Origin of the sequence: Neopoerus faecalis (genome assembly GCF_029218125.1) — a bacterium.
GTDB lineage: Bacteria > Bacillota > Clostridia > Oscillospirales > Oscillospiraceae > Oscillibacter > Oscillibacter faecalis_A.
This window is the reverse complement of record NZ_JARFXX010000001.1, coordinates 204,902-229,954: the sequence shown is the minus strand read 5'-3', so window position 1 is coordinate 229,954 and position 25,053 is coordinate 204,902. Positions and strand designations below refer to the sequence as shown.

Here is a 25,053-nt window from a genome sequence, read left to right as displayed (position 1 = left end):
CGGGCTTGAATATACTCCCTTACCCACCCTTTTCCAAATAAAAAAAGTTGCACGTTTCCGTGCAACAGCTTCAAAATTTTTTGCAAAAAAAATCAGGGCGCACGGTTTTCCGTGCGCCCTGAAAAATTCCAAAGCGGAAATTTACTTGTTGTACAGCTCCTTGAGCTTCAGCAGGTGCTGATAGCGGTCCATAGCGACCTGCTCGTTGCGCGCAAACAGCGTCTCGGCGCGGTCGGGGAACTCGCGGGTCAGGCGGCTGTAACGGGCCTCGTTCATCAGGAAGGCGCGGTAACCGTCCTCCTTGGGCTCCTTGGAGTCCACAACGAACTTCTCGCCCTCAGCGGCGGGATTGAAGCGGAACAGGTTCCAGTAGCCGCACTCAACGGCCTTCTTCATCTCAGTCTGGCAGTTGGTCATGCCGCCCTTGATGCTGTGCATCTCGCAGGGAGCATAGCCGATGATGAGGGAGGGGCCGTGATAGGCCTCAGCCTCCTGAATGGCCTTCAGGGTCTGAGCGGGGTTGGCGCCCATGGCCACCTGTGCCACATACACATAGCCGTAGCTCATAGCGATCTCAGCCAGAGACTTCTTCTTGGTCTCCTTACCGGCAGCGGCGAACTGTGCCACCTGACCGATGTTGGAGGACTTGGAAGCCTGACCGCCGGTGTTGGAGTAAACCTCGGTATCGAAGACGAACACGTTGACGTCCTTGCCGGAAGCCAGAACGTGATCCACGCCGCCGAAGCCGATATCGTAGGCCCAGCCATCGCCGCCGAAGATCCAGATGGACTTCTTCTCCAGATATTCCTTGTCCTTCAGAATGGCGGCTACCAGCTTGCAGGCGTCGCAGTCGCAGAACTTCTCGCCCTTGGCCTTCAGCTCGGCGGCATGAGCCTTGAACTGCTCCACGGCAGCAAGCTCGTCCACGGTGGCGATGCTGCTCTCCAGAGCCTTGATGTACGCGGCGGAGGCGTCCTTGTTAGCAGCGCCATCCTCCATGGTGTCCAGCCACTTCTGAGCGGCTTCCTTCAGCTCGGGACGGGTCCACTCAACCGCAATGAGCTGGCGGGTCAGGTCGGCCAGACGGTTGCGGGTGGCCTCCTGACCGAGATACATACCGAGGCCGTGCTCGGCATTGTCCTCGAACAGGGAGTTGGCCCAAGCGGGACCGTGGCCGTTCTTATCGGTGCAGTAGGGAGAGGTAGCGGCAGGACCGCCCCAGATGGAGGAGCAGCCGGTGGCGTTGGAGATGTACATCCGGTCGCCGTAGAGCTGGGTGACGAGACGGGCATAGCTGGTCTCGGCGCAGCCGGCGCAGGAGCCGGAGAACTCCAGATAGGGCTGCTTGAACTGGCTGCCCTTGACGGTGTTGTCCTGCATGTCGGCCTTGGGAGCGACCTCAGCCACGCAGTAGTTGAACACATCCTGCTGTGCGGCTTCCTCTTCCTGACCAACCATGGTCAAAGCGCCCACGGGGCACACGCCCACGCACACACCGCAGCCCATGCAGTCCAGAGGAGACACGGCCATGGTGTACTTGTAAACGCCCTTGCCCTTGCCGGCCTTCACGTCTACGATCTTGGCAGCGGCGGGCGCCTTGGCGGCCTCGTCCTCGGTCAGAGCGAAGGGACGGATGGTAGCATGGGGGCAGACATACGCGCAGTTGTTGCACTGGATACACTTGGAAGCGTCCCAGGTGGGAACGGAGACGGACACGCCGCGCTTCTCATAAGCGGCAGCGCCCTGCTCGAACTGGCCGTCCACATGAGGCAGGAAGGCGGAAACAGGCAGGCTGTCGCCGTCCATACGGCCCACGGGGAACATGATGTCCTCCACCTGCTTCACAACGCCCTCGCGGCCGGTGAGCTTGGTGGTCTCGACCTCGTCCTTGGCATCGGCCCAATCAGCGGGCACGTCGAACTTCTTGTAAGCGGTAGCGCCCAGGTCGATGGCCTTGTGGTTCATGTCCACAACGTCCTGACCCTTCTTCAGGTAGGAGTGGGTGGCGGCGTCCTTCATGTACTGCAGGGCCTCAGTCTCAGGCAGGACCTTTGCCAGAGAGAAGAAGGCGGACTGCAGAATGGTGTTGGTGCGCTTGCCCATGCCGATCTGCTTGGCCAGGTCGATGGCGTTGATGGTGTAGACCTGGATGTTGTTCTTGGCGATGTAGCGCTTGGAAGCGGCATCCAGATGGTGGCTGAGCTCCGCGTCATCCCACTGGCAGTTGATCAGGAACACACCGCCGGGCTTCACATCGCGGACGATGGGGAAATGCTTGGTGATGTAGGCAGGCACGTGGCAGGCCACGAAGTCAGCCTTGTTGATATAGTAAGAAGACTTGATGGGCTGATCGCCAAAACGCAGATGGCTGACGGTGACGCCGCCGGTCTTCTTGGAGTCATACTGGAAGTAGGCCTGGATGTACTTGTCGGTATGGTCGCCGATGATCTTGGTGGAGTTCTTGTTGGCGCCAACGGTACCGTCGCCGCCAAGGCCCCAGAACTTGCACTCGATGGTGCCGGCAGGAGCAACGCCGGGAACGGCCTTCTCCTCCAGAGACAGGTGGGTGACGTCATCCACGATGCCGAGAGTGAACTCGTGCTTGGGCTCGGCCTTCTTCAGCTCGTCATACACGGCGAACACGGAGGCAGGCGGCGTATCCTTAGAGCCGAGGCCGTACCGGCCGCCGATGACCTTCATGTCATTGAAGCGGTTGGCGTTGGCCAGAGCGGTGACAACGTCCTTGTAAAGAGGCTCGCCCTCGGAGCCGGGCTCCTTGGTGCGGTCCAGAACGGCCAGAGCCTTGCAGGTAGCGGGGATGGCAGCCAGCAGCTTATCGGCCCGGAAGGGACGATACAGGTGGACCTTCACCATGCCGACCTTCTCGCCGTGAGCGTTCATGTAGTCGATGACTTCCTCTGCCACGTTGCAGATGGAGCCCATGGCGATGATGACGCGGTCGGCATCGGGAGCGCCGTAGTAGTTGAAGAGCTGATAGTTGGTGCCCAGCTTCTCGTTGATCTTGCCCATATACTTCTCGACGACCTCGGGGAGATCCTCGTAGTACTTGTTGCAGGCCTCGCGGTGCTGGAAGAAAATATCGCCGTTCTCATGAGAACCGCGCATCATGGGACGCTCGGGGTTCAGGGAGTGCTTGCGGAACGCGTCAACAGCGTCCATATCGCACATTTCCTTCAGGTCCTCGTAATCCCACACGGCGACCTTCTGGATCTCGTGAGAGGTGCGGAAACCGTCGAAGAAGTTGATGAAGGGAACACGGCCCTCAATGGCGGCCAGATGGGCCACGGGAGCCAGATCCATGATCTCCTGAACGTCATTCTCGCACAGCATGGCGAAGCCGGTCTGACGGCAGGCCATGACGTCGGAATGATCGCCGAAGATGTTCAGAGCGTGGCTGGCCACGGTACGGGCGGACACATGGAACACGCAGGGCAGCAGCTCGCCGGCGATCTTGTACATATTGGGGATCATCAGCAGCAGACCCTGAGAGGCCGTGTAGGTGGTAGTCAGCGCACCGGCTGCCAGAGAACCGTGGACGGTACCGGAAGCACCGGCCTCAGACTGCATCTCGCACACCTTGACGGTGGTGCCGAAGATGTTCTTCTGACCGTTGGCTGCCCACTGGTCCACATAGTCTGCCATGGGAGAAGACGGGGTGATGGGGTAGATACCCGCCACTTCGGTAAAGGCGTAGCTGACATACGCAGCCGCGTTGTTACCGTCCATGGACTTGAATTTTCTTACCATAAACTCTTACCTCCTGAGCGGCGGGGACTGTCTGCGAACAGCCCACGCCAAATTCGGCATCCGGTCTCTCTCCCCCGAATGTCATACAGGCTGAGTGTAGCATATTCTTTACGATTTGTAAACAGAATGGAGCAAATTTTGAAAGAGAAAAGGATTTCGCTGCATTTTTTGTCGGGCTGTGTTTATTTTTTAACTTTTGACACACTCCCTGTTTCCAAAATGGGAAAAGTGTGATACACTAATTAGATGTAAAAAGCCGAATTTCTGAGAACAGCTTTTGGGAGGAACGCCATGGTCACTACCGTCCGTTCGCTGGGCCTTTCCGGCATCGCTGGCTATGAGGTCACGGCGGAATGCTTTCTCTCCGGCGGATTGCCGGCCTTTGATATTGTGGGTCTGCCGGACGCTGCTGTGCGGGAAGCCCGGGAGCGGGTGCGGGCGGCGGTGAAAAACTGCGGTGCCAAGTTCCCGGTGAGCCGCATCACGGTGAACCTTGCCCCCGCCGGAACAAAAAAGGCGGGTACGGTCTATGATCTGCCGATTTTTGTGGGTGTGCTGGCCGCCGCGGGTGAGCTGCCCGTCCCCGCCAAGGACGCCGCGTTCATCGGTGAGCTGAGCCTCACCGGCGCTCTCCGGGGCGTTGCCGGTGTGCTGCCCATGGCGCTGGCCGCCAAGGCGGCGGGTATCCGTACGCTGTACGTCCCGGCGGACAACGCCGCCGAGGCTACGCTGGCGGAGGGACTGACGGTTTATGGCATGCCGGATGTGAGTGCGCTGGTAGCCCACCTGAAAAACGAAGCGCCCCTTTCCCCCGCTCCGGTGTGGACGCCGGAGCCGGAGACCGGCGATCTGCCGGATATGCGGGACGTCATGGGGCAGGAAAACGTGAAGCGGGCGCTGGAGATCGCCGCTGCCGGCGGGCATAATATTCTGCTCATCGGCTCTCCCGGCGCAGGAAAGTCCATGCTGGCAAAGCGTCTGCCCTCCATTCTGCCGGAGCTGAGCCGCGCCGAGGCGCTGGAGACCTCCGGCATCTGGTCCGTGGCGGGGCTGACGGACCCGGGACACCCCCTGTTGACCCGGCGGCCCTTCCGCTCTCCCCACCATACCACCTCCGCTGCGGCGCTGGCTGGCGGCGGGCCGCTGATGCGGCCGGGAGAAATCTCTCTGGCCCACAACGGCGTGCTGTTTTTGGACGAACTGCCGGAATTTCACCGGGACGTTTTAGAGGCGCTGCGTCAGCCCTTGGAGGACGGTGTTGTCACCGTGGCCCGGGCTGGCGGCACCCTGCGGCTCCCCGCCCGGTTCCAGCTGGTGTGCGCCATGAATCCCTGTAAGTGCGGCTGGCGGGGCCACCCCTCCGGTCGGTGCACCTGCTCGGACAAGGAAGTGGAAAAATACGTTCAGAAAATATCCGGCCCGCTGCTGGACCGCATTGACCTCCATGTCAGCGTTCCCTCTGTTGAATACGAGGCGCTGCGGCGGAAAAAGCAGCCGGAGTCCTCTGCGGAGATCAAGGCGCGGGTGGACGCTGCCCGGGCCCTTCAGGCCGCACGCTTTGCGGGGACGGATGTTCCCTGCAACGCCCAGATGCCTCCGGCCATGATCGGGCGGTTCTGCGCGCTGGACGCACGGTGTGATGCCTTGATGAAGGCCGCCTTTGAGCGCATGGGCCTCACGGCCCGAAGTCATGACCGGGTGCTGCGGGTGGCCCGCACCATCGCCGATCTGGACGGTGCGGCGGCCATCGGCCCGGAGCATCTCTCCGAGGCCATCCAGTACCGCAATACGGACATCCTGAAGGGATAGCGGCAAGTTCAATTCGCAAAAGGAGCATTGGAAATTTTATGTTGTTTGAAAAAAGCGGCGGCGCGGTGGACTGGCTCATCGTGGGCCTTGGAAATCCCGGGCAGAAGTATGAGCACACCCGCCACAATATGGGCTTTCTCACTGTGGATCTGCTGGCGGAAAAGCTGAATGTCAAGCTCAACAAGGTGAAGTTCAAGTCCGCCTATAATATCGTCCGCTTCGGCGGGCAGAAATGCCTTGTGATGAAGCCCCAGACGTATATGAACCTCTCCGGTGAGGCAGTCCGCGAGGCGGTGCAGTTCTATAAAATTCCCGCCGATCACGTACTGGTGATCTATGATGATGTGTCATTGCCGGTAGGAAAGCTGCGGGTGCGGCCCACCGGCTCCGCCGGCGGCCATAACGGCATCAAGAATATCATCGCCCATTTGGGAACACAGGATTTCCCCCGTATCAAGATCGGCACCGGCGCCCCGGCGGGCGGCGGCGCGGAGATGATCGACTGGGTCATCGGTGTGCCCTCTCAGGCGGAGCGGAAAATTCTGGTGGAGAGCTTTGAGCGGGCCATTCAGGCGGCGGAGGACATCCTTGAAAACGGCTGCCAGAAGGCCATGAATGACTATAACTGACGCCCTGCGGCAAAACGGGCGTAACAACAGAACAAATCGCATATAAAAAAGCAGGTGCACTGCCCCGCCAAGGGGTCAGTGCGCCCGTTTCCGCGTGAATTTGAAAATCGGGAGGTGTCGGATGGACGCTTTTTTGAAAACACTGCAAACGCTGCCGGAGGCATCGGAGCTCATCGCACGGGTGGAAAACGGCGGCTGTCCCGCCGTGCTCACCGGCACGGCGCCGGTGCAGCGGGCCTGCATCGGCGCGGCGGTGGCCGCCGGGACCGGGCGGCCCGCAGTGTTCCTCTGCGCCGATGAGCGGGAGGCCCGCCAACTGGCCGGCGACCTGCAAAGCCTCACCGGACAGGAGCCGGTAACGCTGCTGGCAAGGGAATGGCAGTTCCGGCCCAACGCCGTTGCCTCCCGGGAGTGGGAGCGCAGCCGCCTTGCGGCGCTCTACCGCATGGCCTCCGGCGCGGTTCCCGCCGTGGTGGCCACCATTGACGCTCTCATGACCCGCACGCTGCCGCCCCAGCGTCTTGCGGCACTATCCGTCACGCTGCGCCCCGGCGACCGGGTGGAACTCGGTGCGCTGACGGAGCGGCTGGTGCAGGCGGGCTACAGCCGGTGCGAACAGGTGGAGGGTGTGGGCCAATTCGCCATCCGGGGCGGCATTCTGGACGTTTTCTCCCCACTGATGGAGCAGCCGGTGCGCTGCGAATTTTTCGATGATGAGGTTGACTCCTTGGGCGCCTTTGACCCCGGTACCCAGCGCAGGACGGAAAACGTGTCCGCCGCGCTGCTGCTCCCGGCGGCGGAGGTGCTGCCGGGACTGGCCCCCGGTGGCCCGGCCCGGTTAGCCGAGGAACTGGAGCGCCTTGCGGTGAAGTACGCCAAAAAGGCGGAGACCGCCGCAGTAGCCCAGACGCTCCGGGGGGACGCCGAACGCTTCCGTACCGGCGCCGCCGTGGAAGGGCTGGACCGCTATTTGAGCCTTATCTACCCGGACGCCGTCTGCGGCGCGGACTATCTGCCGCCGGACGCCGTTGTGTTCTTCTGCGAGGGCGGGCGGCTGGACCAGCGGGCGAAAAATGTGCTGCTGCAGCTCCATCAGGACACGGAAACGCTGATGGAGGCGGGCCTCATGGCCGGAGACGCGGCGGAGGTGTGCCTCTCGGAAACGGCGCTTTATACCCGCCTTGCGGATTTCCCGGTGGTGATGCTGGACGCGCTGCCTACCTCCCGCCATCCCTTAAAGCCCAAGGGGCTGCTGGCCCTCAGCGCCCGGCAGCTCAGCTCCTATGGCGGCAGCCTTGAAATGGCGGTCAGCGATCTGGAGCATTACCGCAATACCGGCACCGCCGTGCTGGTGCTCTGCGGCGGCGAGGTGCGGGCGCAGAATTTGCTGCGGCTTTTGGAGGAACGGAGCATCCCGGCGGTCCTTGACCTCAAGGGCGCCGCCATGCCCCGGCCCGGCGAGCTGCGAATCACCGTGGGGGCGCTGTCCGCCGGGTGCGAGTGGCCGGCGCTGAAGCTGGCCGTGCTCACCGAGGGCCAGCTCACCGCCCCCACACAGAAAAAGCTGAAGCTGAAAAAGGACTCCAACCGCCAGAAGCTCCAATCCTTCACCGACCTCTCCCCCGGCGATCTCGTGGTTCATGTTCACCACGGCATCGGCCGCTTTGTGGGAATCACCCGCATGACCGTGGACGGTGTGGAAAAGGACTATATCAAGCTGGACTACGCCGGCGGGGACTGCCTCTATGTCCCCGTAACGCAGTTGGACCTTGTGAGCAAGTATATCGGCGGAGGCGAGGAGCAGGAGCGCACCCGCCTCAACAAGCTGGGCGGCACGGAATGGGCCAAGCAGAAGACCCGGGCCAGAAGGGCGGCCAAGGATTTAGCCGCTGGGCTTACGAAGCTCTACGCCGAGCGCCAGCGCCGCCCGGGCTTTGCCTTTTCGCCGGATTCCCCATGGCAGCGGGAATTTGAGGAGGCGTTTCCCTATGCCGAGACCAATGACCAGCTTCAGGCTGTGGAGGACATCAAGAAGGATATGGAGCAGCCCCGGCCCATGGACCGCCTGCTCTGCGGCGATGTGGGCTACGGCAAAACGGAGGTGGCCCTCCGGGCTGTGATGAAATGTATTTTAGACGGAAAGCAGGCCGCCATTTTAGTGCCCACCACCGTTCTCGCCCAGCAGCATTACGCCACTGCCTGCGGCCGGTTCCGGGACTTCCCGGTGAAGATCGAGGTGCTCTCCCGTTTCACCACCGCTAAGGAGCAGAAGCGCATTCTGGCGGCGGCAAAAAACGGCGGCGTGGACCTTTTGATCGGCACCCACAAGCTGCTGCAAAAAAGTGTGGAATTTAAGGATTTGGGCCTGCTGGTCATTGACGAGGAGCAGCGCTTCGGCGTGACCCATAAGGAGCGGCTTAAAGAGATGAGCCGGCAGGTGGATGTGCTGACGCTGTCGGCTACCCCCATTCCACGGACGCTGAACATGGCCCTCTCCGGCCTGCGGGATATGTCCACCATTGAGGAGCCCCCCGCCGACCGTCAGCCGGTGCAGACCTACGTGCTGGAGCATGACTGGGCCGTTTTGGAGGACGCCATGCGGAAGGAGCTGTCCCGTGGCGGACAGGTCTATTACCTTCATAACCGGGTGGAGACCATCGACCTCACCGCCTCCCGTATTCAAAAGCTGCTGGGGCCGGAGGTCCGGGTGGTCACGGCCCACGGAAAAATGGGCGAACAGGAGCTTTCCACCGTGATGCAGGCCATGGTGGACGGCGAGGCGGATGTGCTGGTGTGCACCACCATCATTGAGACCGGCATTGACATCCCCAATGTCAACACCCTCATCATCGAGGACGCCGACCGGCTGGGCCTCGCCCAGCTCCACCAGATTCGCGGCCGCATCGGCCGCAGCACCCGCCGGGCCTATGCCTACCTCACCTACCGGCAGGGAAAAATTTTGCAGGAGACCGCCGCCAAGCGGCTGGCGGCCATCCGGGAGTATGTGGAGTTCGGCTCTGGCTTCAAGATCGCCATGCGGGACCTGGAGATTCGCGGCGCCGGAAATCTGCTGGGGCCGGAGCAGTCCGGGTATCTTATGACCGTGGGCTATGACCTGTATCTCAAGCTGCTGGAGGAGGCGGTTCTGGAGGAGCGGGGCGAGGAAAAGAAGATCGAGGCGGAGTGCTCCGCCGACCTGACCCTCAACGCCAACATCCCGGAACGGTATATTTCCTCCCCGGAGCAGCGGATGGACCTCTACCGGCGCATTGCCGCCATCCGCACCAATGACGATGCCTCCGACCTCATGGACGAGCTGATCGACCGCTACGGCGAGCCGCCCCGCCCGGTGCTGGCGCTGCTGGACGTGGCGCTGCTGCGCGCTGCCGCCGCCAAGGCCGGAGTGTCCGACATCACCCAGAAGCAGGACACGCTGCGCTTTACGCTGGCGGTGTTTCGTCCCGAGGCGCTGGTGAAGGTGTGCGGCCTTGCCAAATATAAATTCCGCCTGACGCTCTCCGCAGGGGAAACACCCATGCTGACCCTGAAGCTCAAGCCCAATGCCGATGTGCTGGAAACGGCGCTGGAGCTGGTGGAGGATTTGAAGCTGGCCTCGCAGGAGTAATGCCACTGTACCGCTTTCATGGAAAATCAGTATAACAAAGCCCCCGCCGTTCGGCGGGGGCTTTGAGACTGTCGATAAAGTAGTAAATTCTCCGCGACGGTAAGGAAGGGTGTGCGCGGGAAACCCAAGAGGGGTGTCCCGCGCCATTAAAATCCTAAGTTTTCAGAACTTTTATGAAGTTCTGAAAACTTGCTCAGCGGGGAGAAAAGACTTTTTCGACACGCTGAAAGCCCCCGCCGTTCGGCGGGGACTTTGTTGTTCGCACGGCAGTCCGTCAGTCGGCGGGAGCCTCAAATACTTTCCTCCCAGCGGAATACACCGCCCGGAGCGCATTCGGCTGCCGCCGGTATACCGCCCGCTCCAGCCGTTGGGCCGGGGTCAGGGACTTTCCATGAGGCAGTGCGCTGTCGGAGAGGACCATGGCGTGCAGGGCGTTGCCGGGGGCGAAGCCCGGCTGTTCCCCGAACCACTCCGCCCCGGCGGAGGTGGCCAGATACCACGCCTCCGCCACTGTCAGCGGCGCCGGGACTGCCGGGTCCGTCATGCGGCGGATCTTGGAGGCCCGGATAGCGGCGGCGGTGACGTCAAACATATCCAAATGATCGCCTCCGGCAATGTCACTTCCCAGCGCTACCCGGACGCCCTCGGTCAGCATCGTCCGCACCGGGGCAGTGCCGGAACAGAGGTTCAGGTTGGAATCCGGGCAGTGCACCACGGTGACACCGGCATTTTTCATGGCCTGCCGCTCCCACTCATCCGACCAGACACAGTGGGCCATGAGGGTGCGGTCATTCCAAAGGCCGTATTTGGCATAGGTCTCCCAATATTGCTCACAGTCCGGGTGCAGCTCCCGGACCCACTGTATTTCCGCCCGGTTTTCCGAGAGGTGGGATTGTACCGGCAGACCTCGCTCCGCCGCCAGCCTTCCTAAAAATTCCATGAGCTTATCGGTGCACGAGGGAGTGAACCGGGGCGTCAGGATGGGATGGATGCGACAGGTGTCTTGACACCTGTCAAGCCAGCGCAGCGTATCGCGCATGGAAGCCTCCGTGGTTTCCTCTAACACGCCGGGAAGACCGTTGCGGTCCATATTCACCTTGCCGACGTAGCCGGTGACGCCTGCGCGCTCCAGTTCCTCCATTAAAATCAGTGTGGCCTCGGTGTGGAGTGAGGAGAACATACACACCCGTGTGGTGCCGTGGGCGATGAGCTCCCGGGATAGCTGCCGGTAGACCGTCCGGGCATAATCCGTATCCGCGAAGCGGGCCTCTGTGGGAAAGGCGTAGGTATTCAGCCAGTCCAGCAGCGGCAGGTCCATGCCGGTGCCCAGCATGGGATACTGGGGTGCGTGGAGATGCAGGTCGGCAAAGGACTGGACAATGAGATCGTCGCCATAGTCCTCCACCGGCGCGCCGGCATACTGCTCCGGCAGCACTGGGTATATGCCGGTGATGTGTCCGTTCTCGGCGATGAGATAGCCGTGCTCCGTGGTCTCCAACCGGCCCAACGCCGGGGCGGAGACGATGCAGCCCTTTAAAATCGTAGTCATGAGTCGGTTCCTCCTGAAAAAAATAAATGAGCGCCCGAACGGGCACTCATAGCGGGGCCTTGGGCGGTCCCATAGAAACTTCCGCGCCCGGACAGTGCCCAACAGCGGAATTATATGAGCATATACACTTTACAATACTATCATATCACAGCGGCGGAAAAAACGCAAGCCCGTCACCCGAGACCCCGGCGGCGCTTATACTGTCATACGGGCGGAGGAACGCCCGAAACCATGGAGAAGGCGTTGATTCGTATGCTGCAAGCCTTGAGCCGGGCCGCGCTGGGTACCGGCTTTCCCTTTCTGATGACAACGCTGGGAGCGGCGGTGGTGTTTTTCTTCGCAGAGGCGCCCCGGCCCCAGTTTCAAAAAGCCATGCTGGGCTTTGCCGCCGGGGTCATGACGGCGGCCAGTGTGTGGAGCCTGCTGCTGCCGGCCATTGACCGGGCGGCGGACGTTGGACTTCCCGGCTGGCTCCCGGCGGCGGTGGGGCTTTTGTGCGGCGTGGTGTTCCTTGCCGCGCTGGACGCCGCCCTGCCGAGACTGCGCCGCGGCAGGGACGAGGACCCGTCCCGGCGGCAGAGCACGCTGCTCATGGTGGCCATTACGCTGCATAACGTGCCGGAGGGCATGGCGGTGGGGCTGGCCTTTGCGCTGGCAGAGGCGGGCGAGGGCATGGCCGGTGCCGCCGCACTGGCCATGGGAATTGGAATCCAGAATTTCCCGGAGGGCGCGGCTATCTCTCTGCCGCTGCGGCAGGAGGGGTATTCCCGGCGGCGGTCTTTTGCGTTGGGAACGCTCTCCGGCGCGGTGGAGCCCGCGGCGGGAATCTTGGCAGCGCTGGCGGCGGCCGGAGTGCGGCCGGCGATGCCGTGGCTTTTGAGCTTTGCCGCCGGAGCCATGCTGTACGTAGTGGTGGAGGAGCTGGTGCCCCAAGCCCATTCCCGGACCGGGACCTGCGGCTTTGTGGGCGGCTTTTTGATCATGATGATACTGGATGTGGCGCTGGGATAGGGCGGCTTGTCAAAAAGGAAACTTACGTTGCCTCATAGGAAAAAGTCTGCTATAATCGTGCCGACCTGCCATGCTGCATGGCAAAATACAAAGGAGAGCGTTTTTATGGAAACGAAATTCAGGGGCAGCGAGCATTATGTGGCGTCCCGGGAGCTGATGGAGACCGTGAACATCGCCGTGGCGCTGCAAAAGCCGCTGCTCATCAAGGGCGAGCCCGGCACGGGCAAGACCGTGCTGGCGCAGGCCGTGGCGGAGGCACTGGGGAAAAAGCTCATCATCTGGAATGTGAAATCCACCACCAAGGCGCAGGACGGCCTGTACGTTTACGATGTGGTGCAGCGGCTCTATGACAGCCAGTTCGGCGGTCAGGGCGTGGACGATATCAAAAAATACATCAAGCTGGGCAAGCTGGGCGAGGCGTTTTCCGCCGAGGAGCAGGTGGTCCTGCTGATCGATGAAATCGACAAGGCCGATCTGGAATTTCCCAATGACCTTTTGTGGGAACTGGACCGGATGGAGTTCTACATCCCGGAGACCAAGGAGACCATTCGGGCGAAACAGCGGCCCATCGTCATCATCACCTCCAACGCGGAAAAGGAGCTGCCGGACGCCTTTTTGCGCCGGTGCGTGTTCCACTATATCGAGTTCCCGGACCAGGAGCAGATGGAGGCCATTCTCCGGGTGCACTTCGGCAATCTGGACGAGAAGCTGGTAAAGCAGGCGCTGGCGGCATTCTACTGGCTGCGGGAGCTGCGGGGCATTGAGAAGAAGCCCTCCACCTCTGAGCTGGTGGACTGGATCCGGGCACTGGTGGCCGGCGGCGTGGCCCCGGAGCGCATTGAGAGGGAAATTCCCTTCGCCGGTGTTCTGCTGAAAAAGGATAAGGACCTGCAGACCCTTGGGAAAGCAAGGAGATAAGCCATGTTCGCCGCGTTTTTTTACCTGTTGCGCCAAAGGGGGCTGAATGTTTCCCTGAACGAGTGGATGACGCTGCTGGAGGGCATGGAAAAGGGACTGCACCACTCTACTCTGACGGGGTTTTATCACCTGTGCCGGGCGGTGGTGGTGAAAAGCGAAGCGGAATTTGACCGCTTCGATCAGGTATTTCTGGAATTTTTCAAGGATGTTCCCTATACCGGTGAGCTGCCGGAGGGCTTACTGGACTGGCTGAACCATCCCAGTGAGGATTTGAAGCGCACCATTGAGGACCTCCGTTCCGCCGGATTCCCGGACGAAACATTGGAAGAACTGCTGAAAATGCTGGAGGAACGTCTGAAAGAGCAGACGGAGGAGCATAACGGCGGCAATTATTGGGTAGGCACACAGGGCCGGAGCCCCTTTGGCAACAACGGCTGGCATCCCAATGGGATCCGCATCGGCGGGCAGTCCCGGCACCGCACTGCCATGATGGTGGCGGGGGAGCGGAAGTTCCGGGACTTCCGCAAGGACAACACGCTGGATACCCGGCAGTTCCAGATGGCGTTCCGCACCCTGCGGCAGCTCTCCGCGCAGGAGCGGAGCGCCGAACAGGAGGTGGATGTGGACGCCACCATCCACGATACCTGCGAAAACGCGGGCGTGCTGCGGGTACGGTATCAAAATCCACGGAAGAATATGGTGAAGGTGCTGCTTTTAATGGATTCCGGTGGCTCCATGGACTATTATGCCGGTCTTTGCAGCAGGCTTTTTCAGGCGGCTACCAAATCCAATCATTTCAAGGAGCTGCACACGTACTATTTCCACAACTGTATCTTCGGCAATGTGTACGAGGGGCCCCGGCTGTGGCAGGACGGCCGGACACCTACGGAATGGCTGCTGCAAAACTTTGATGAAAGCTACAAGGTGATCATTGTAGGGGACGCCGCCATGAACCCCTATGAGCTGCGGGAAAAGCAGTATGACTGGAAAACCCAGCGTTACGGGGCTTCAGGCCTTGAATGGCTGGGATTGCTGAAGAAGCACTTCCCCTATCTCATCTGGCTGAACCCGGAGCCGATGCCGGTCTTTCAGGACTTCTGGACGGTGACGCATCTGGAGCTGGCGAAGATGTTCCCCATGTTCGATCTCACCGCCGAGGGACTGGAAGCCGGCATGAAGCGCCTCATGGCCAAGCGATAAGCCCGAACAAAAAATAAAGCCGCGCCCTCTGCTTTCACAGAGGGCGCGGCTTTTGCAAATACAGTTATTCGGCGGTGAGGGAAAGCGTACCGCTGCCGGTACTCAGGCACACAGAATCCGCGCCGAAGCAGCGCAGAAGCTGCTGCCGCTCCGTCAGGGAGCGGCCATTGAGATACCAGAGTGTCAGCTTGCCGGACTGGGTGTAGGCGCAGGCGTAGCGGTCGGAGTAGTTGGTACTTCCTTGTGCCAGCACGGCGGTGCGGGTATCGGCGGTGGGGGCGTAGGACTTGTTCCCCTCAAGGCAGCGGCCCTCCGTGGTCAGCCGCAGCGAGAGCTTTTCGGCGCTTACCTGTCGAGTGAGGATACTGAGAGCATAGTAAACGGTCTCCGGCGGCTCCATGGCGTACACCGGCACCGCCGCTTCGGAAACCGTATAGGCGGGCAGACGCAACACCAGCCGGTCCGCCGCCTTGCCCAGCGCCGTGTAATCCGGCACGGTCTGTCCCCGGGCAGGAGCGTCCGCCGCCACATAGAGGCGCTTATCCGGCATGGCGGTGCGGAGACGCTGGACCAGCGCCCCCAGCGCGTGGCCGTTGTCATTGGCGGGCTGGCCAATGTCCAGATACAGTCCGTCATAGCCGCCCTCTGTCACAGCCTGCGCCAGACGCGCAACGGATTTGGTATCCGCCGATAGTGTGCCGGACTGGCCGGTCACGCCCAACAGCACGGTCTTGCCGTTTTTCTGCGCCAGCGCGGCAGACTGCGCGGCGGAAAGGGTCACGGAAAGCTGGGCACTCTGTCCGCCGGTGAGGGTCCCCGCCATGAGGACAAGGGTGGTGCAGTCCGCAGTCTCCGGCAGTGTCTCGCTGCCCTGCAAAAGCAGAATCGTCTCGCCGCTTCCGGCGGGGTGGAGCTTATGATAAAGGCGGCTGAGCATCACCGCCGCCTGCTCCCGGGTAGCGGCGCGGTCGGGGGCAAAGGTGCTCTGGCCCGTGCCACTGACCAGCCCCATGGCGTAGGCCATGGCGACGTGGCCCCGGTTGGTGGTCACATCCCGGAAGGGCAGTGTGTCCTCACCGGCAAGTCCGGCAATGGGACCGTAGCCCAGCGCCCGAATCAGCGTGACAGCCAGCTCCTCCCGGGTCACGGCGTCGCCGGGACGGTAGGTGCCGGTCTGCCGAGTCACGGCTCCGTGCTCATAGCAGGCCCGGAGGGCCGGCTCGTACCATGCCCCTTGGGGCACATCGGAAAAAATCTGATAATAGGCGCCGCTGCTCTGCCAGCCGAAAAACCGGCTCAGCACCACGGCGAAGGCGCTCCGGGTCATGGGTTGGCCCACGCCGAAGGTATCGGCGCTCTTGCCCTGAAACCAGCCCTGCGTCACGCATTGACTGATGGCGTCCGCCGCCCAGTGACCGGCGGGAACATCCCGGAAGCCGGCGGCCCGGGCCGGGACGCACAGCCCGCCGGAGAGCACCGCGCACAGGCACAGACAGGCCAGCGCACGGCGGAACAAATTGCGTTTCATAGTGGTCCTCCTTGCCAAATTCGGAAGAATTTACCGCCTATTGTACCAGAACGGGGGCCATCCGTCAAATTTTCCGCCGGAATTTCCCTGAAAACGCCGCAAAAATCCCGGAATTTCTCTTTTCCTCAGCTGAAAAATGTGCTATCCTATCAGGTGAATTTTAAACGTTTTCAACGGAGGAACGATATGAACAACAATGAAATGCTGCTTTTGAAGCTGGGCGAGGTGGTGCTCAAGGGCCTGAACCGCCGCAGCTTTGAGGATAAGCTGGTGAGCAACGTCCGCCGCCGCATGAAGCACTGCGGCAGCTTTCGGGTCTATATCCGCCAGAGCACCATCTATGTGGAGCCGCAGACGGAGGAATGCGACATGGAGGCCGCCTATAAGGCGGCGCGGCAGATCTTCGGCATTGTGACCGTGGCCCGGGCCGTGCCCTGCGACAAAACTATGGACGCCATTGTGGAGACCGCCAAGACCTATCTTGCGGATGAATTTGCAAAAGCCAAGACGTTTAAGGTGGAGAGCCGACGAGCGGACAAGCAGTTCCCCATGAATTCGATTCAAATTTCCCAGTATGTCGGCGGCGAGCTGGCGCAGTTTTTCCATAAAAAGGCGGAGATGCACACGCCCGACCTTACGGTATACGTGGAGATTCGGGAAAAGCACGCCTACGTTCACGCCCCCTCTGTTCCCGGCGCAGGCGGATTGCCTATCGGCATGGGCGGCCGGGCGGTGAGCCTGCTCTCCGGCGGGCTGGACAGCCCGGTGTCCTCCTATATGATCGCCCGCCGGGGCGTGGAGCTGGAAATGGTGCACTTCGTCTCCCCGCCGTACACCTCCCAGCAGGCGCTGGACAAGGTGCTGGAGCTGGCGCGGCTTTTAACGGTGTACTGCGGTCGCACCATCGTCCATGTCATTCCTTTTACGGAAATTCAGGAGGAGATTCGCCGCAAGTGCCCGGAGGAGTATTTCACTCTGATCATGCGTCGGTTTATGATGCGGCTGGCAGAGGCTGTGGCCCGGAAATCCCACGCCTCCGCCCTTGTTACCGGCGAATCTCTGGGTCAGGTGGCCAGCCAGACCATCAAGGCGCTGGGCGTCACGGAGGATGTGACGAAGCTGCCCGTGCTGCGGCCCCTCATCGGTACGGACAAGGTGGAGATCATCCGCATGGCCCGGGAAATCGGCACCTACGATACCTCCATCCTGCCCTATGAGGACTGCTGCACGGTGTTCACCCCCCGGCACCCCGCCACCCGGCCGGTGCTGGAGGACGTGGTGAAGGCGGAGTCCGTGCTGGACGTTGATGTGCTGGTGGAAAAGGCGCTGGCAGGCGAAAACTGGGTGCGGGTCAAGCCGCAGTAAAGGGGGGACAGCATGGAAATTCGGAAAGCGACACCCGGTGATTTAGAGGGCATTCGGGCGGTCTATGCCGCCGCCAAGGCGTTTATGGACGCCCACGGCAACGTAAGCCAGTGGGAGCCGGGGTATCCCGACAGCGTGATTCCCGGCGACATTGCAAACGGCAACTGCTACGTGGAGACGGAGAACGGCGTGATTCACGGCGTATTCGTCTGCATTTTGGGCGAGGACCTCACCTACCGGGTCATCACCGACGGTGCGTGGCGCAATGACGACCCCTACGCCACCATTCACCGGCTGGGGAGCGATGGTGCGCTCCCCGGCTTTACCGGCCGGTGCTTTGATTTCTGCAAGGGCCTTTGCCCGGACCTCCGGGCGGACACCCATGAGCATAACACCGTGATGCAGCACTTGCTGGAAAAGAACGGCTTTCTGCGCTGCGGCACCATCATCACAACCAATGGAACGCCCCGCATCGCGTATCATTTTGTGGGCTGAGGAGGGAAAGGGTCATGTCACATTCTGCTGAGATCATTGCCGTTGGCACGGAGCTGCTTCTCGGCAACATCACCAACACCAATGCCCGGGACATTTCCCGGGCGCTGTCCGCCGTGGGCGTGAACGTGTTCTGGCACACGGTGGTGGGCGATAACCCGGAGCGGCTCCGGGCCGCGCTGGACATTGCCCGCAATCGGGCGGACATCATCATTACCACCGGCGGTCTGGGGCCCACCTATGACGATCTGACAAAGCAGACTGTCTGCGCCGCCTTCGGCAAGCCGCTGGTGCTGCGGGAGGATGTGCTGGAGGGCATCCGGGCGTATTTTGCCCGGAACGTGCACCTGACCATGCCGGAGAACAACCGCCAGCAGGCGGAATTCCCGGCGGACTGCGTCATTTTTGACAACCCGGTGGGAACGGCCCCCGGCTGTGCCTTTGAGGCAGAGGGCACCCATGTGCTCATGCTGCCGGGGCCGCCCTTTGAGATGCTGACCATGCTCCGGGACTATGCCGTGCCCTATCTGCGGAGCCTTTCCCGGGAGGTCATTTTGTCCCACGATATCATGACCTTCGGCATGGGAGAGAGCGCCATTGAGGAGCTGATGCGGGAAAAAATCGCCCGCATGGAAAACCCCTCTCTTGCCACCTATGCCCGCCCAAGCGAGGTGCGGCTCCGGGCCACAGCCAAGGCGGAGAACGCCGAGGCGGCGGAGGCGCTGCTGGCACCGGTGGTGCGGGAGACGGTAGCTTACCTGGGAGACATTGTTTACGGCGTGGATGTTCCCAATCTGGAAACGGCCTGCATGGCGGCACTGAAGAAAAAGGGCTGGACGTTTGCCACGGCGGAAAGCTGCACCGGCGGACGGGTAGCCGAGCGCATCACGGCGCTGCCGGGGGCCTCCGAGGTGTACCGGGGCGGCGTGGTGAGCTATTGGACGCAGGTGAAGGCGGACGTGCTGGGAATCGATTCGGCGCTGCTAAAGGAATACGGCGCGGTGTCGGAGCCCTGTGCCCGGGCCATGGCGGAAAATGTCCGCCGCATTACCGGGGCGGAACTGGCGGTGTCCGTCACCGGTGTGGCGGGGCCGGACGCCGATGAGCGGGGCAATCCCGTGGGGCTGGTGTTCGTGGCGCTGGCCGCGCCGGAGGCCACCTACTGCCGGAAGCTGGACTTGGGGAAGCGCCGCCGGGACCGGATTCAGGACATGGCCAGCAACCATGCCTATGACCTGCTGCGGCGCTATCTGGCGGGTCTGCCGGTGGAGCCGGCCACGCCGGGAAAGCACTTGGAGCGGCTGTAAAGCGTAAAATAAACAGAGAAGCGGGAGGCTTGGCCTCCCGCTTCTCTGTTTATTTGTCCGTTTCTGCCGGAGCGGTGTCCGGTACGCTGTGGGTCCTGAGATAATCCAGCCAGCGTCCGCAGCCCGCCCGGTTCAGGTGCACACCGTCAAAGCTCAGCTCCTCCGGGAGACACCCGTTCTCGTCCGTCAGGGCCTCTGCCACATTGAGGTAGGGGCAGCCGTATTGCTGCGATAGCTCCATCCAGACCTGATTGTAGGCTAAAATGCGCTGGTTATTGACGTAGGAGCCCTTTTCGTCCTGCGAAGCGGTGACGGGCAGCAGGGATTGAATCACCAGCTCCGATTCCGGCGCGTCTGCCAGCAGCTTTTGCACCAGTGTCTCAGCGCGGCTGCGGAAAATCTCCGTGCCGTTCCAGCCCAGCTCGTTGACGCCCAGCATCAGGTAAATTTTCCCGCAGCCGGAGCTGGCCACGGCGTCCGCAAGGGAAATTTTTCTGCCGCTGTCCGTTTTCCAGTTTTGCTGTTCCACGGCGGAGGACACCGTTTCGCCGGTGACATAGAAATACGTGCCCCGCTCCAGCCCGCTGTACAAGCGGAAGCCATCGGTGCGGGAATCGCCCACAAAGGCCACATCGTCAAAGTAATCGTCGGTGACCGGGGCGGATTCCGCCACCGGTGTCCAGAGGGGCTCCTCCGGCTGCAATGCCATGTCCGGGGACTGTTCCTCCGGCGCGTCCGGGACAGTACCCTCTGTATCAATGTTTACGGTATCTGTCGGAGCGGGCAGAGCCGTGTCCTTGCCAGGGGGCGTCTCCGGGGCGGTGGTCCGGGCCTCGGCAGTCCGCAGCAGCGGGCAGAGCACCACTGCCAGAAGCAGAAGCAGCCAGAGCCGGCGTCCTTTTTTTATATGCAGCCTTTTCCCGGCCATGGCGCTCCCTCCCCTCGTTTTTGTCGCCTCTCTATTAGACACTTTTTGCCGAAAAAAGTCGGTACAAAACGGATAAAAATCGGTGACAGAACGGTGACAATTTGCCGGTGGAAGCCACCGGCCGCCCACTGCCACGGATAAAATGGAAGGTTTCGGACGGTGAGGAAATACACGGAAAGACGGAGCGTATTTTGTGCCGTTTAAAAATCGGCTTGCCTGCCAAAAAATTCCAAAAATCAAGAAGACCCGGCATTATGCCGGGTCTGAGACTGTCGATAAAGTGGTAAATCCTCCGCAGCGGTAAGGAAGGGTGTGCGCGGGAAACCCAAGAAGGGTGTCCTGCGCCATTGAAATCCTTAGTTTTCAGAACTTTTATGAAGTTCTGAAAACTTGTTCAGCGGGGAGAAAAGACTTTTTCGACACGCTGAGACCCGGCATTATTATGCCGGGTCTTCTTCAGGCTATGCACAATAGAGGGACACTATGCCCTGTGTCAGTCCCGCAGAGAGGGGGGATAGACACCCGCCGCGTGGAGAGCCTTCAAATCCTCCGCCACAAGGGCGCGGTCCTCGTGATAGGTCATGCCGAACCACTTATCCTTGGAGTGGAGCACGGAGACCTCTATCCGGCCTGCCTTCAGCTCCTCCCCTACCATCACCGGCAGCAGGCACTCCGCCTTCAGCGCATCGGCAGGTAGCGCCCGGAGGAAGTCCTCAAAATACGTCCGCAGCGCCGGGAACACGGAGGGCATGAAGCCCCAGAAATTCATGGACACCACCGTCTCCGGGGACAGATCGGCGCCAGTATCCAGATCGGTGAGATGCCCATCCGGGTAAAGCTGGATTTTCAGTGTCTCCTGAATAGAGCTCAGCTTCCCGTCCTGCACATGGCACACGCCTCGGGACACCGTGCCGTGAAGGCTGGCGGTGTTTTTCAGAAGATAGCCTACCATTACGGCTTGGCCGTTTTCCGGCAGACGCACCAACTGCTCATAAATGGTGCGGTAGGCGTCCACGCCATAGTAATCATCGGCATTGATGACGCAGAACGGCCCGTCCACCGCCGGTTCGGCGCACAGCAGGGCATGAACGGTGCCAAAGGGCTTTGTCCGCCCCTCGGGGATGTGATAAAAATTCGGCACGGAGGAAAAATCCTGATAGACATAGGCGATCTCCACCGGGCGGCCGCTTTTGGCGGTTTTGTTTTTCAGATAGCCCACAAGGCCCTCCATCATCTCCCGCATTTCCGGCTTGATGATGAATACGATTTTATCAAAGCCGGCCCGGATGGCATCATAAATGGAATACTCCATCAAAATCTCGCTGTTGGGGCCGATGCCGTCCACCTGCTTGCTGCCGCCGTAGCGGGAACCGAGGCCCGCCGCCATGATGACCAAAGAAACGCTCATACAGCTTCTCCCTTAATTTTTATTTTATATTTGGGATTTCCATTATGGTTTTCTTTACCATACCCTATTTTGCGGTATTTTGCAACGGTCTTGACATTTTTGTTTTTTTGATTATAATTTGAAAACGATAATCATTTTCAAATTGGAGACTGCTATGGCATATCAGACAAAGCAACAGCAGGCAGTGCTGCACTGCCTGCGTGCCCGGGCGGAGGAATGTATTTCCGCCGCCGAGCTTTCAGAGGATCTGCGGCATGAGGGGCTGACCGTGGGACTTGCCACGGTGTACCGTCAGCTTGACCGGCTGACGCAGCAGGGGCTTGTACACAAGGTCACCACCGAGGAGGGGGCGCTGTACCAATACTGCCCGCAGGCCGGGTGCCGCCATGACTGCTTTTTGCTGCGCTGTGAGCGCTGCGGGCGCATGGTCCATTTGGACTGCGCGCATCTGGAGGAGGTCTGCCGTCACCTTTCGGCGGAGCACCGGTTTTATATCGACCCCCGCCGGACGGTGCTGACGGGGCTGTGCGCGGCGTGTGAGGAGGCGGAACATGAAAGATAACGAGCTTATCGTCTGCCGGGACGTTTCCCTCGGCTATGAAGGGCGGTCCGTGCTCTCGGGCCTGAACCTCACCATTTCCAAGGGGGACTATCTCTGTGTGGTGGGAGATAACGGCTCCGGCAAGTCCACGCTGATGCGGGGCCTGCTGGGCCTGCTCCAGCCCCAGATCGGGCACATTGAGCACGCGCCGGCGCTGCGCCACGGCGCCATCGGCTATCTGCCCCAGCAGACCCGGGCCCAGCGGGACTTCCCTGCCACGGTGCTGGAGGTAGTGCTCTCCGGCTGCCTGAACCGGCGGGGACTGCATTTCCTCTATACCCCGGCCCAGCGCTCCGAGGCCATGATGAATCTGGGTAAGCTGGGTATTCTGGAGCTGAAGGACGCCTGCTACCGGGATCTCTCCGGCGGGCAGCAGCAGCGGGTGCTGCTGGCAAGGGCGCTGTGCGCCGCAAAATCGCTGCTGATTCTCGACGAGCCTATCACCGGACTGGACCCCGCCGCCGCGCAGGACCTTTACAAAACGCTGGCGTACCTCAATGAAAAGGAGGGCATGGCCATCGTGATGGTGACCCATGACCTGAAGGCGGCGCTGAAAAGCGCCCGCACCGTGCTGCACATCGGCCGCAGCGGACTGTTCAGCGGAACGAAGGCCGACTATCTGGCAAGCCCGCAGGGCCGCCGCTTCCGGGAGGAGCTGGAATCATGAATATTTTGCAGATGTTTTCCTACCCCTTTATGCAGCGGGCGCTTGTGGCCGGGGTGCTGGTGAGCCTGTGCGCTGCGCTGCTGGGCGTACCGCTGGTGCTCAAGCGCTATTCCATGATCGGCGACGGACTGAGCCATGTGTCCTTCGGCGCGCTGGCCATTGCCGTTGCGCTGGGATTGACACCGCTGTACTTTTCGATTCCCGTGGTGATCTTAGCGGCGTTTTTCCTGCTGCGGATGGCCAGCAATCCCCACTGGAACAGCGACGCTGCCATTGCCGCTGTCAGCGCCTCGGCGCTGGCTGTCGGTATTCTGGTCATCTCCCGCACCACGGGCATGACAACGGACGTGGACAACTATATGTTCGGCAGTGTGCTGGCTATGACGCGGAGCGATGTGGCGCTGTCCGTGGTGCTGTCCGTGACGGTGCTGGCGCTGTACGGCCTTTTTTACCACCAGATTTTTGCCGTGACCTTTGACGAGAGCTTCTCCCGGGCCACAGGGCTGCCGGTGGACCGCTACAATACCCTTCTTGCCATTCTCACCGCCCTGACGATTGTGCTGGGAATGCGGATGATGGGGGCTATGCTTATTTCCTCACTGGTGATTTTCCCGGCGCTGACCGCCATGCGGTTGTTCCGCAGCTTCCGGGGTGTGATTCTCTGTGCGGCCGTGACGTCGGTGGTGTGCTTCATGGCGGGGCTGACGATCTCGTTCATGTTCTCCACCCCGGTGGGAGCCACGGTGGTGGCCGCGGACCTTGCGGTGTTCCTCTGCGCCTGTCTTCTTGCCGCTCTGCGGCGGAGATAAGGCAAAAAAATTACTCTGGCCCGGTGCGATGAATGGCCTGTTTTATCGCACCGGGCCGTTTTCTGCTAAAAAAACGCAAAAAAACGGAGCCGCTTTCTCTGTTTCCGCCATTGACTTCCCGGCAAGTTTCTTTTAGACTATGGCCTTATGTTGAGGTGATTTATTTTGGATTTGATTTTGGAATTTTGCATCGTGTTTTTGATCTGCATGGCCGGGGAGTGGATCGCGGCGTTTCTGCCCTTTACACTGCCGGCCAGCGTCATCAGCCTGCTTCTGCTGCTGATTTTGCTGCTGTGCGGCGGGGTGAAGGAGCGGACGATTCAAGGAACGTCCCAGTTCCTCATCGGCAACATGGGCCTGTTTTTCATCCCCGCCATCGTGGGGACGCTGGAATATCTGGATGTGCTGAAGCTGCAGGCCATCCCCTTTCTGGTGGTGACGCTGGTGTCCACGCCGGTGGTCTACGCGGTGACCGCGTGGAGCATCCGGCTCTTTATGAAGATGCTTGGCGGAAAGGAGGCAGACCATGATTGATACCCTGACCTCCACGCCCTTTTTCGGGCTGGGACTGACGCTGCTGTGCTGGTTTCTTGCCGTGAAGCTCCAGAAGCGCACGGGGCTTCTTGTCTGCAACCCGGTGCTGGTGGCGGCCATGCTGGTCATCGCCGTGATGGTGGTGTTCCGTATTCCGCTGGAAAATTACAATGCCGGCGGCGATATTATCAAAATGCTGCTGGCCCCGGCCACGGCGGTGCTGGCGCTGAACGTGTACCAGCAGCGCGCCGTTTTGAAGCGGTATTTCTGGCCGGTGGTGCTGGGCTGCTTTGTGGGGAGCCTTGTCAGCGTGCTGGCGGTGCTGCTGCTGTGCCGGATGTTCCAGACGGAGGCGTCGCTGGTGAACTCCCTGCTGCCCAAGAGCGTGACCACTGCCATTGCGGTGAGCATTTCCGAAAGTGCTGGCGGTCTGCCGGGGCTGACAGCGGCTTCCGTGTGCGTCACCGGCATTGAGGGAGCCATGCTGGCGCCGCTGTTTGCCAAGCTGTTCCATGTCACCGACCCGGTGGCGGAGGGTGTGGCCATCGGCGCGTGCAGCCATGCGGTCGGCACCAGCAAGGCACTGGAGATTGGGCCGCTGCAGGGGGCCATGAGCTCTATCGCCCTGTGCGTATGCGGTATCATCACCTCTGTGCTGGCGATGTTCTTCACCGTGTAAAGCTATATTGATGGAAAATGCGAACCGCTTCAGAGGTCCGCATTTTCTTTTAAAAGATTCGGAGCAGACCGGGGCGGCTGCCGGGTCAAATAGGGGCGAGGAGGAGCGCCTTGCGCCGTTTTGGGCGGAAAACGCCCGGAACGGCACGAAAAGTGCCGAAAATTTGACGGATTTTTTCAAAAAAGTCTGGAAATCCACTTGCATTCCCTGATAAAGTGTGCTATCT

Annotated in this window: 19 protein-coding genes; 14 read left to right on the top strand and 5 right to left on the bottom strand. The window is 61.0% G+C overall.

Going from position 1 to position 25,053, the window contains the following annotated elements:
* Positions 1–141: 141 nt before the first annotated feature.
* Positions 142–3,768: a pyruvate:ferredoxin (flavodoxin) oxidoreductase gene (nifJ, locus tag PY311_RS01100; protein ID WP_286146824.1), complete on the bottom strand. Its 3,627-nt coding sequence runs from the start codon at positions 3,766–3,768 to the stop codon at positions 142–144.
* A gap of 291 nt (positions 3,769–4,059) precedes the next feature.
* On the opposite strand from nifJ, the gene PY311_RS01095 reads away from it, so the two are divergent.
* The 3 genes from PY311_RS01095 to mfd all read left to right on the top strand — a co-directional run bounded on the left by PY311_RS01095 (position 4,060) and on the right by mfd (position 9,831).
* Positions 4,060–5,577 (top strand): YifB family Mg chelatase-like AAA ATPase, encoded by a 1,518-nt coding sequence (locus tag PY311_RS01095; protein WP_286146823.1) that lies wholly within the window; start codon positions 4,060–4,062, stop codon positions 5,575–5,577.
* A 38-nt stretch (positions 5,578–5,615) separates the two neighbouring features.
* A complete protein-coding gene (gene pth, locus PY311_RS01090) occupies positions 5,616–6,206 on the top strand; it encodes an aminoacyl-tRNA hydrolase (RefSeq protein WP_286146822.1) in 591 nt (196 codons plus the stop codon).
* 121 nt (positions 6,207–6,327) lie between these two features.
* Positions 6,328–9,831 (top strand): transcription-repair coupling factor, encoded by a 3,504-nt coding sequence (mfd, locus tag PY311_RS01085; protein WP_286146821.1) that lies wholly within the window; start codon positions 6,328–6,330, stop codon positions 9,829–9,831.
* Positions 9,832–10,105: 274 nt separating this feature from the next.
* Here mfd and PY311_RS01080 read toward each other — a convergent pair whose 3' ends face one another.
* Complete coding sequence (locus tag PY311_RS01080; protein WP_286146820.1) at positions 10,106–11,380, bottom strand: amidohydrolase family protein; 1,275 nt, start codon at positions 11,378–11,380, stop codon at positions 10,106–10,108.
* Between the two features lie 231 nt (positions 11,381–11,611).
* Here PY311_RS01080 and PY311_RS01075 point away from each other — a divergent pair, with 231 nt between their 5' ends.
* The 3 genes from PY311_RS01075 to PY311_RS01065 all read left to right on the top strand — a co-directional run bounded on the left by PY311_RS01075 (position 11,612) and on the right by PY311_RS01065 (position 14,509).
* Complete coding sequence (locus tag PY311_RS01075) at positions 11,612–12,391, top strand: ZIP family metal transporter (RefSeq protein WP_434059923.1); 780 nt, start codon at positions 11,612–11,614, stop codon at positions 12,389–12,391.
* Between the two features lie 105 nt (positions 12,392–12,496).
* Entirely contained in the window at positions 12,497–13,309 is an 813-nt protein-coding gene (locus PY311_RS01070; RefSeq protein ID WP_286146819.1) for an AAA family ATPase, read from the top strand.
* A gap of 3 nt (positions 13,310–13,312) precedes the next feature.
* Positions 13,313–14,509 carry a VWA domain-containing protein gene (locus tag PY311_RS01065; protein ID WP_286146818.1) on the top strand — a complete coding sequence of 399 codons (1,197 nt, stop codon included), beginning with the start codon at positions 13,313–13,315 and terminating at the stop codon, positions 14,507–14,509.
* 64 nt (positions 14,510–14,573) lie between these two features.
* On the opposite strand, the gene PY311_RS01060 is transcribed toward PY311_RS01065, so the two are convergent.
* Complete coding sequence (locus tag PY311_RS01060) at positions 14,574–16,037, bottom strand: S-layer homology domain-containing protein (protein WP_286146817.1); 1,464 nt, start codon at positions 16,035–16,037, stop codon at positions 14,574–14,576.
* Positions 16,038–16,223: 186 nt separating this feature from the next.
* On the opposite strand from PY311_RS01060, the gene thiI reads away from it, so the two are divergent.
* The 3 genes from thiI to PY311_RS01045 are packed head-to-tail and all read left to right on the top strand — an operon-like array spanning position 16,224 to position 19,201.
* Complete coding sequence (gene thiI / locus PY311_RS01055; RefSeq protein WP_286146816.1) at positions 16,224–17,402, top strand: tRNA uracil 4-sulfurtransferase ThiI; 1,179 nt, start codon at positions 16,224–16,226, stop codon at positions 17,400–17,402.
* 12 nt (positions 17,403–17,414) lie between these two features.
* Positions 17,415–17,897, top strand: coding sequence for a GNAT family N-acetyltransferase (locus PY311_RS01050; protein WP_286146815.1), 483 nt, complete (start codon positions 17,415–17,417; stop codon positions 17,895–17,897).
* Positions 17,898–17,911: 14 nt separating this feature from the next.
* A complete protein-coding gene (locus PY311_RS01045; RefSeq protein WP_286146814.1) occupies positions 17,912–19,201 on the top strand; it encodes a competence/damage-inducible protein A in 1,290 nt (429 codons plus the stop codon).
* A 49-nt stretch (positions 19,202–19,250) separates the two neighbouring features.
* On the opposite strand, the gene PY311_RS01040 is transcribed toward PY311_RS01045, so the two are convergent.
* Both PY311_RS01040 and PY311_RS01035 read right to left on the bottom strand, forming a co-directional pair.
* Entirely contained in the window at positions 19,251–20,129 is an 879-nt protein-coding gene (locus PY311_RS01040) for a GDSL-type esterase/lipase family protein (protein WP_286146813.1), read from the bottom strand.
* Between the two features lie 493 nt (positions 20,130–20,622).
* Positions 20,623–21,537, bottom strand: coding sequence for a nucleotidyltransferase family protein (locus PY311_RS01035; protein WP_286146812.1), 915 nt, complete (start codon positions 21,535–21,537; stop codon positions 20,623–20,625).
* Between the two features lie 154 nt (positions 21,538–21,691).
* Here PY311_RS01035 and PY311_RS01030 point away from each other — a divergent pair, with 154 nt between their 5' ends.
* From PY311_RS01030 to PY311_RS01010, 5 genes are all read left to right on the top strand, one after another.
* Entirely contained in the window at positions 21,692–22,099 is a 408-nt protein-coding gene (locus PY311_RS01030; RefSeq protein WP_286146811.1) for a Fur family transcriptional regulator, read from the top strand.
* A complete protein-coding gene (locus tag PY311_RS01025) occupies positions 22,089–22,805 on the top strand; it encodes a metal ABC transporter ATP-binding protein (RefSeq protein WP_286146810.1) in 717 nt (238 codons plus the stop codon). Before PY311_RS01030 ends, PY311_RS01025 begins: the two co-directional genes overlap by 11 nt.
* Positions 22,802–23,614, top strand: coding sequence for a metal ABC transporter permease (locus tag PY311_RS01020; RefSeq protein WP_286146809.1), 813 nt, complete (start codon positions 22,802–22,804; stop codon positions 23,612–23,614). The genes PY311_RS01025 and PY311_RS01020 overlap by 4 nt, the downstream gene beginning before the upstream one ends.
* Positions 23,615–23,779: 165 nt before the next feature.
* Complete coding sequence (locus tag PY311_RS01015; RefSeq protein ID WP_286146808.1) at positions 23,780–24,148, top strand: CidA/LrgA family protein; 369 nt, start codon at positions 23,780–23,782, stop codon at positions 24,146–24,148.
* Entirely contained in the window at positions 24,141–24,827 is a 687-nt protein-coding gene (locus tag PY311_RS01010; protein ID WP_350309688.1) for an LrgB family protein, read from the top strand. The genes PY311_RS01015 and PY311_RS01010 overlap by 8 nt, the downstream gene beginning before the upstream one ends.
* Positions 24,828–25,053 lie beyond the last annotated feature (226 nt).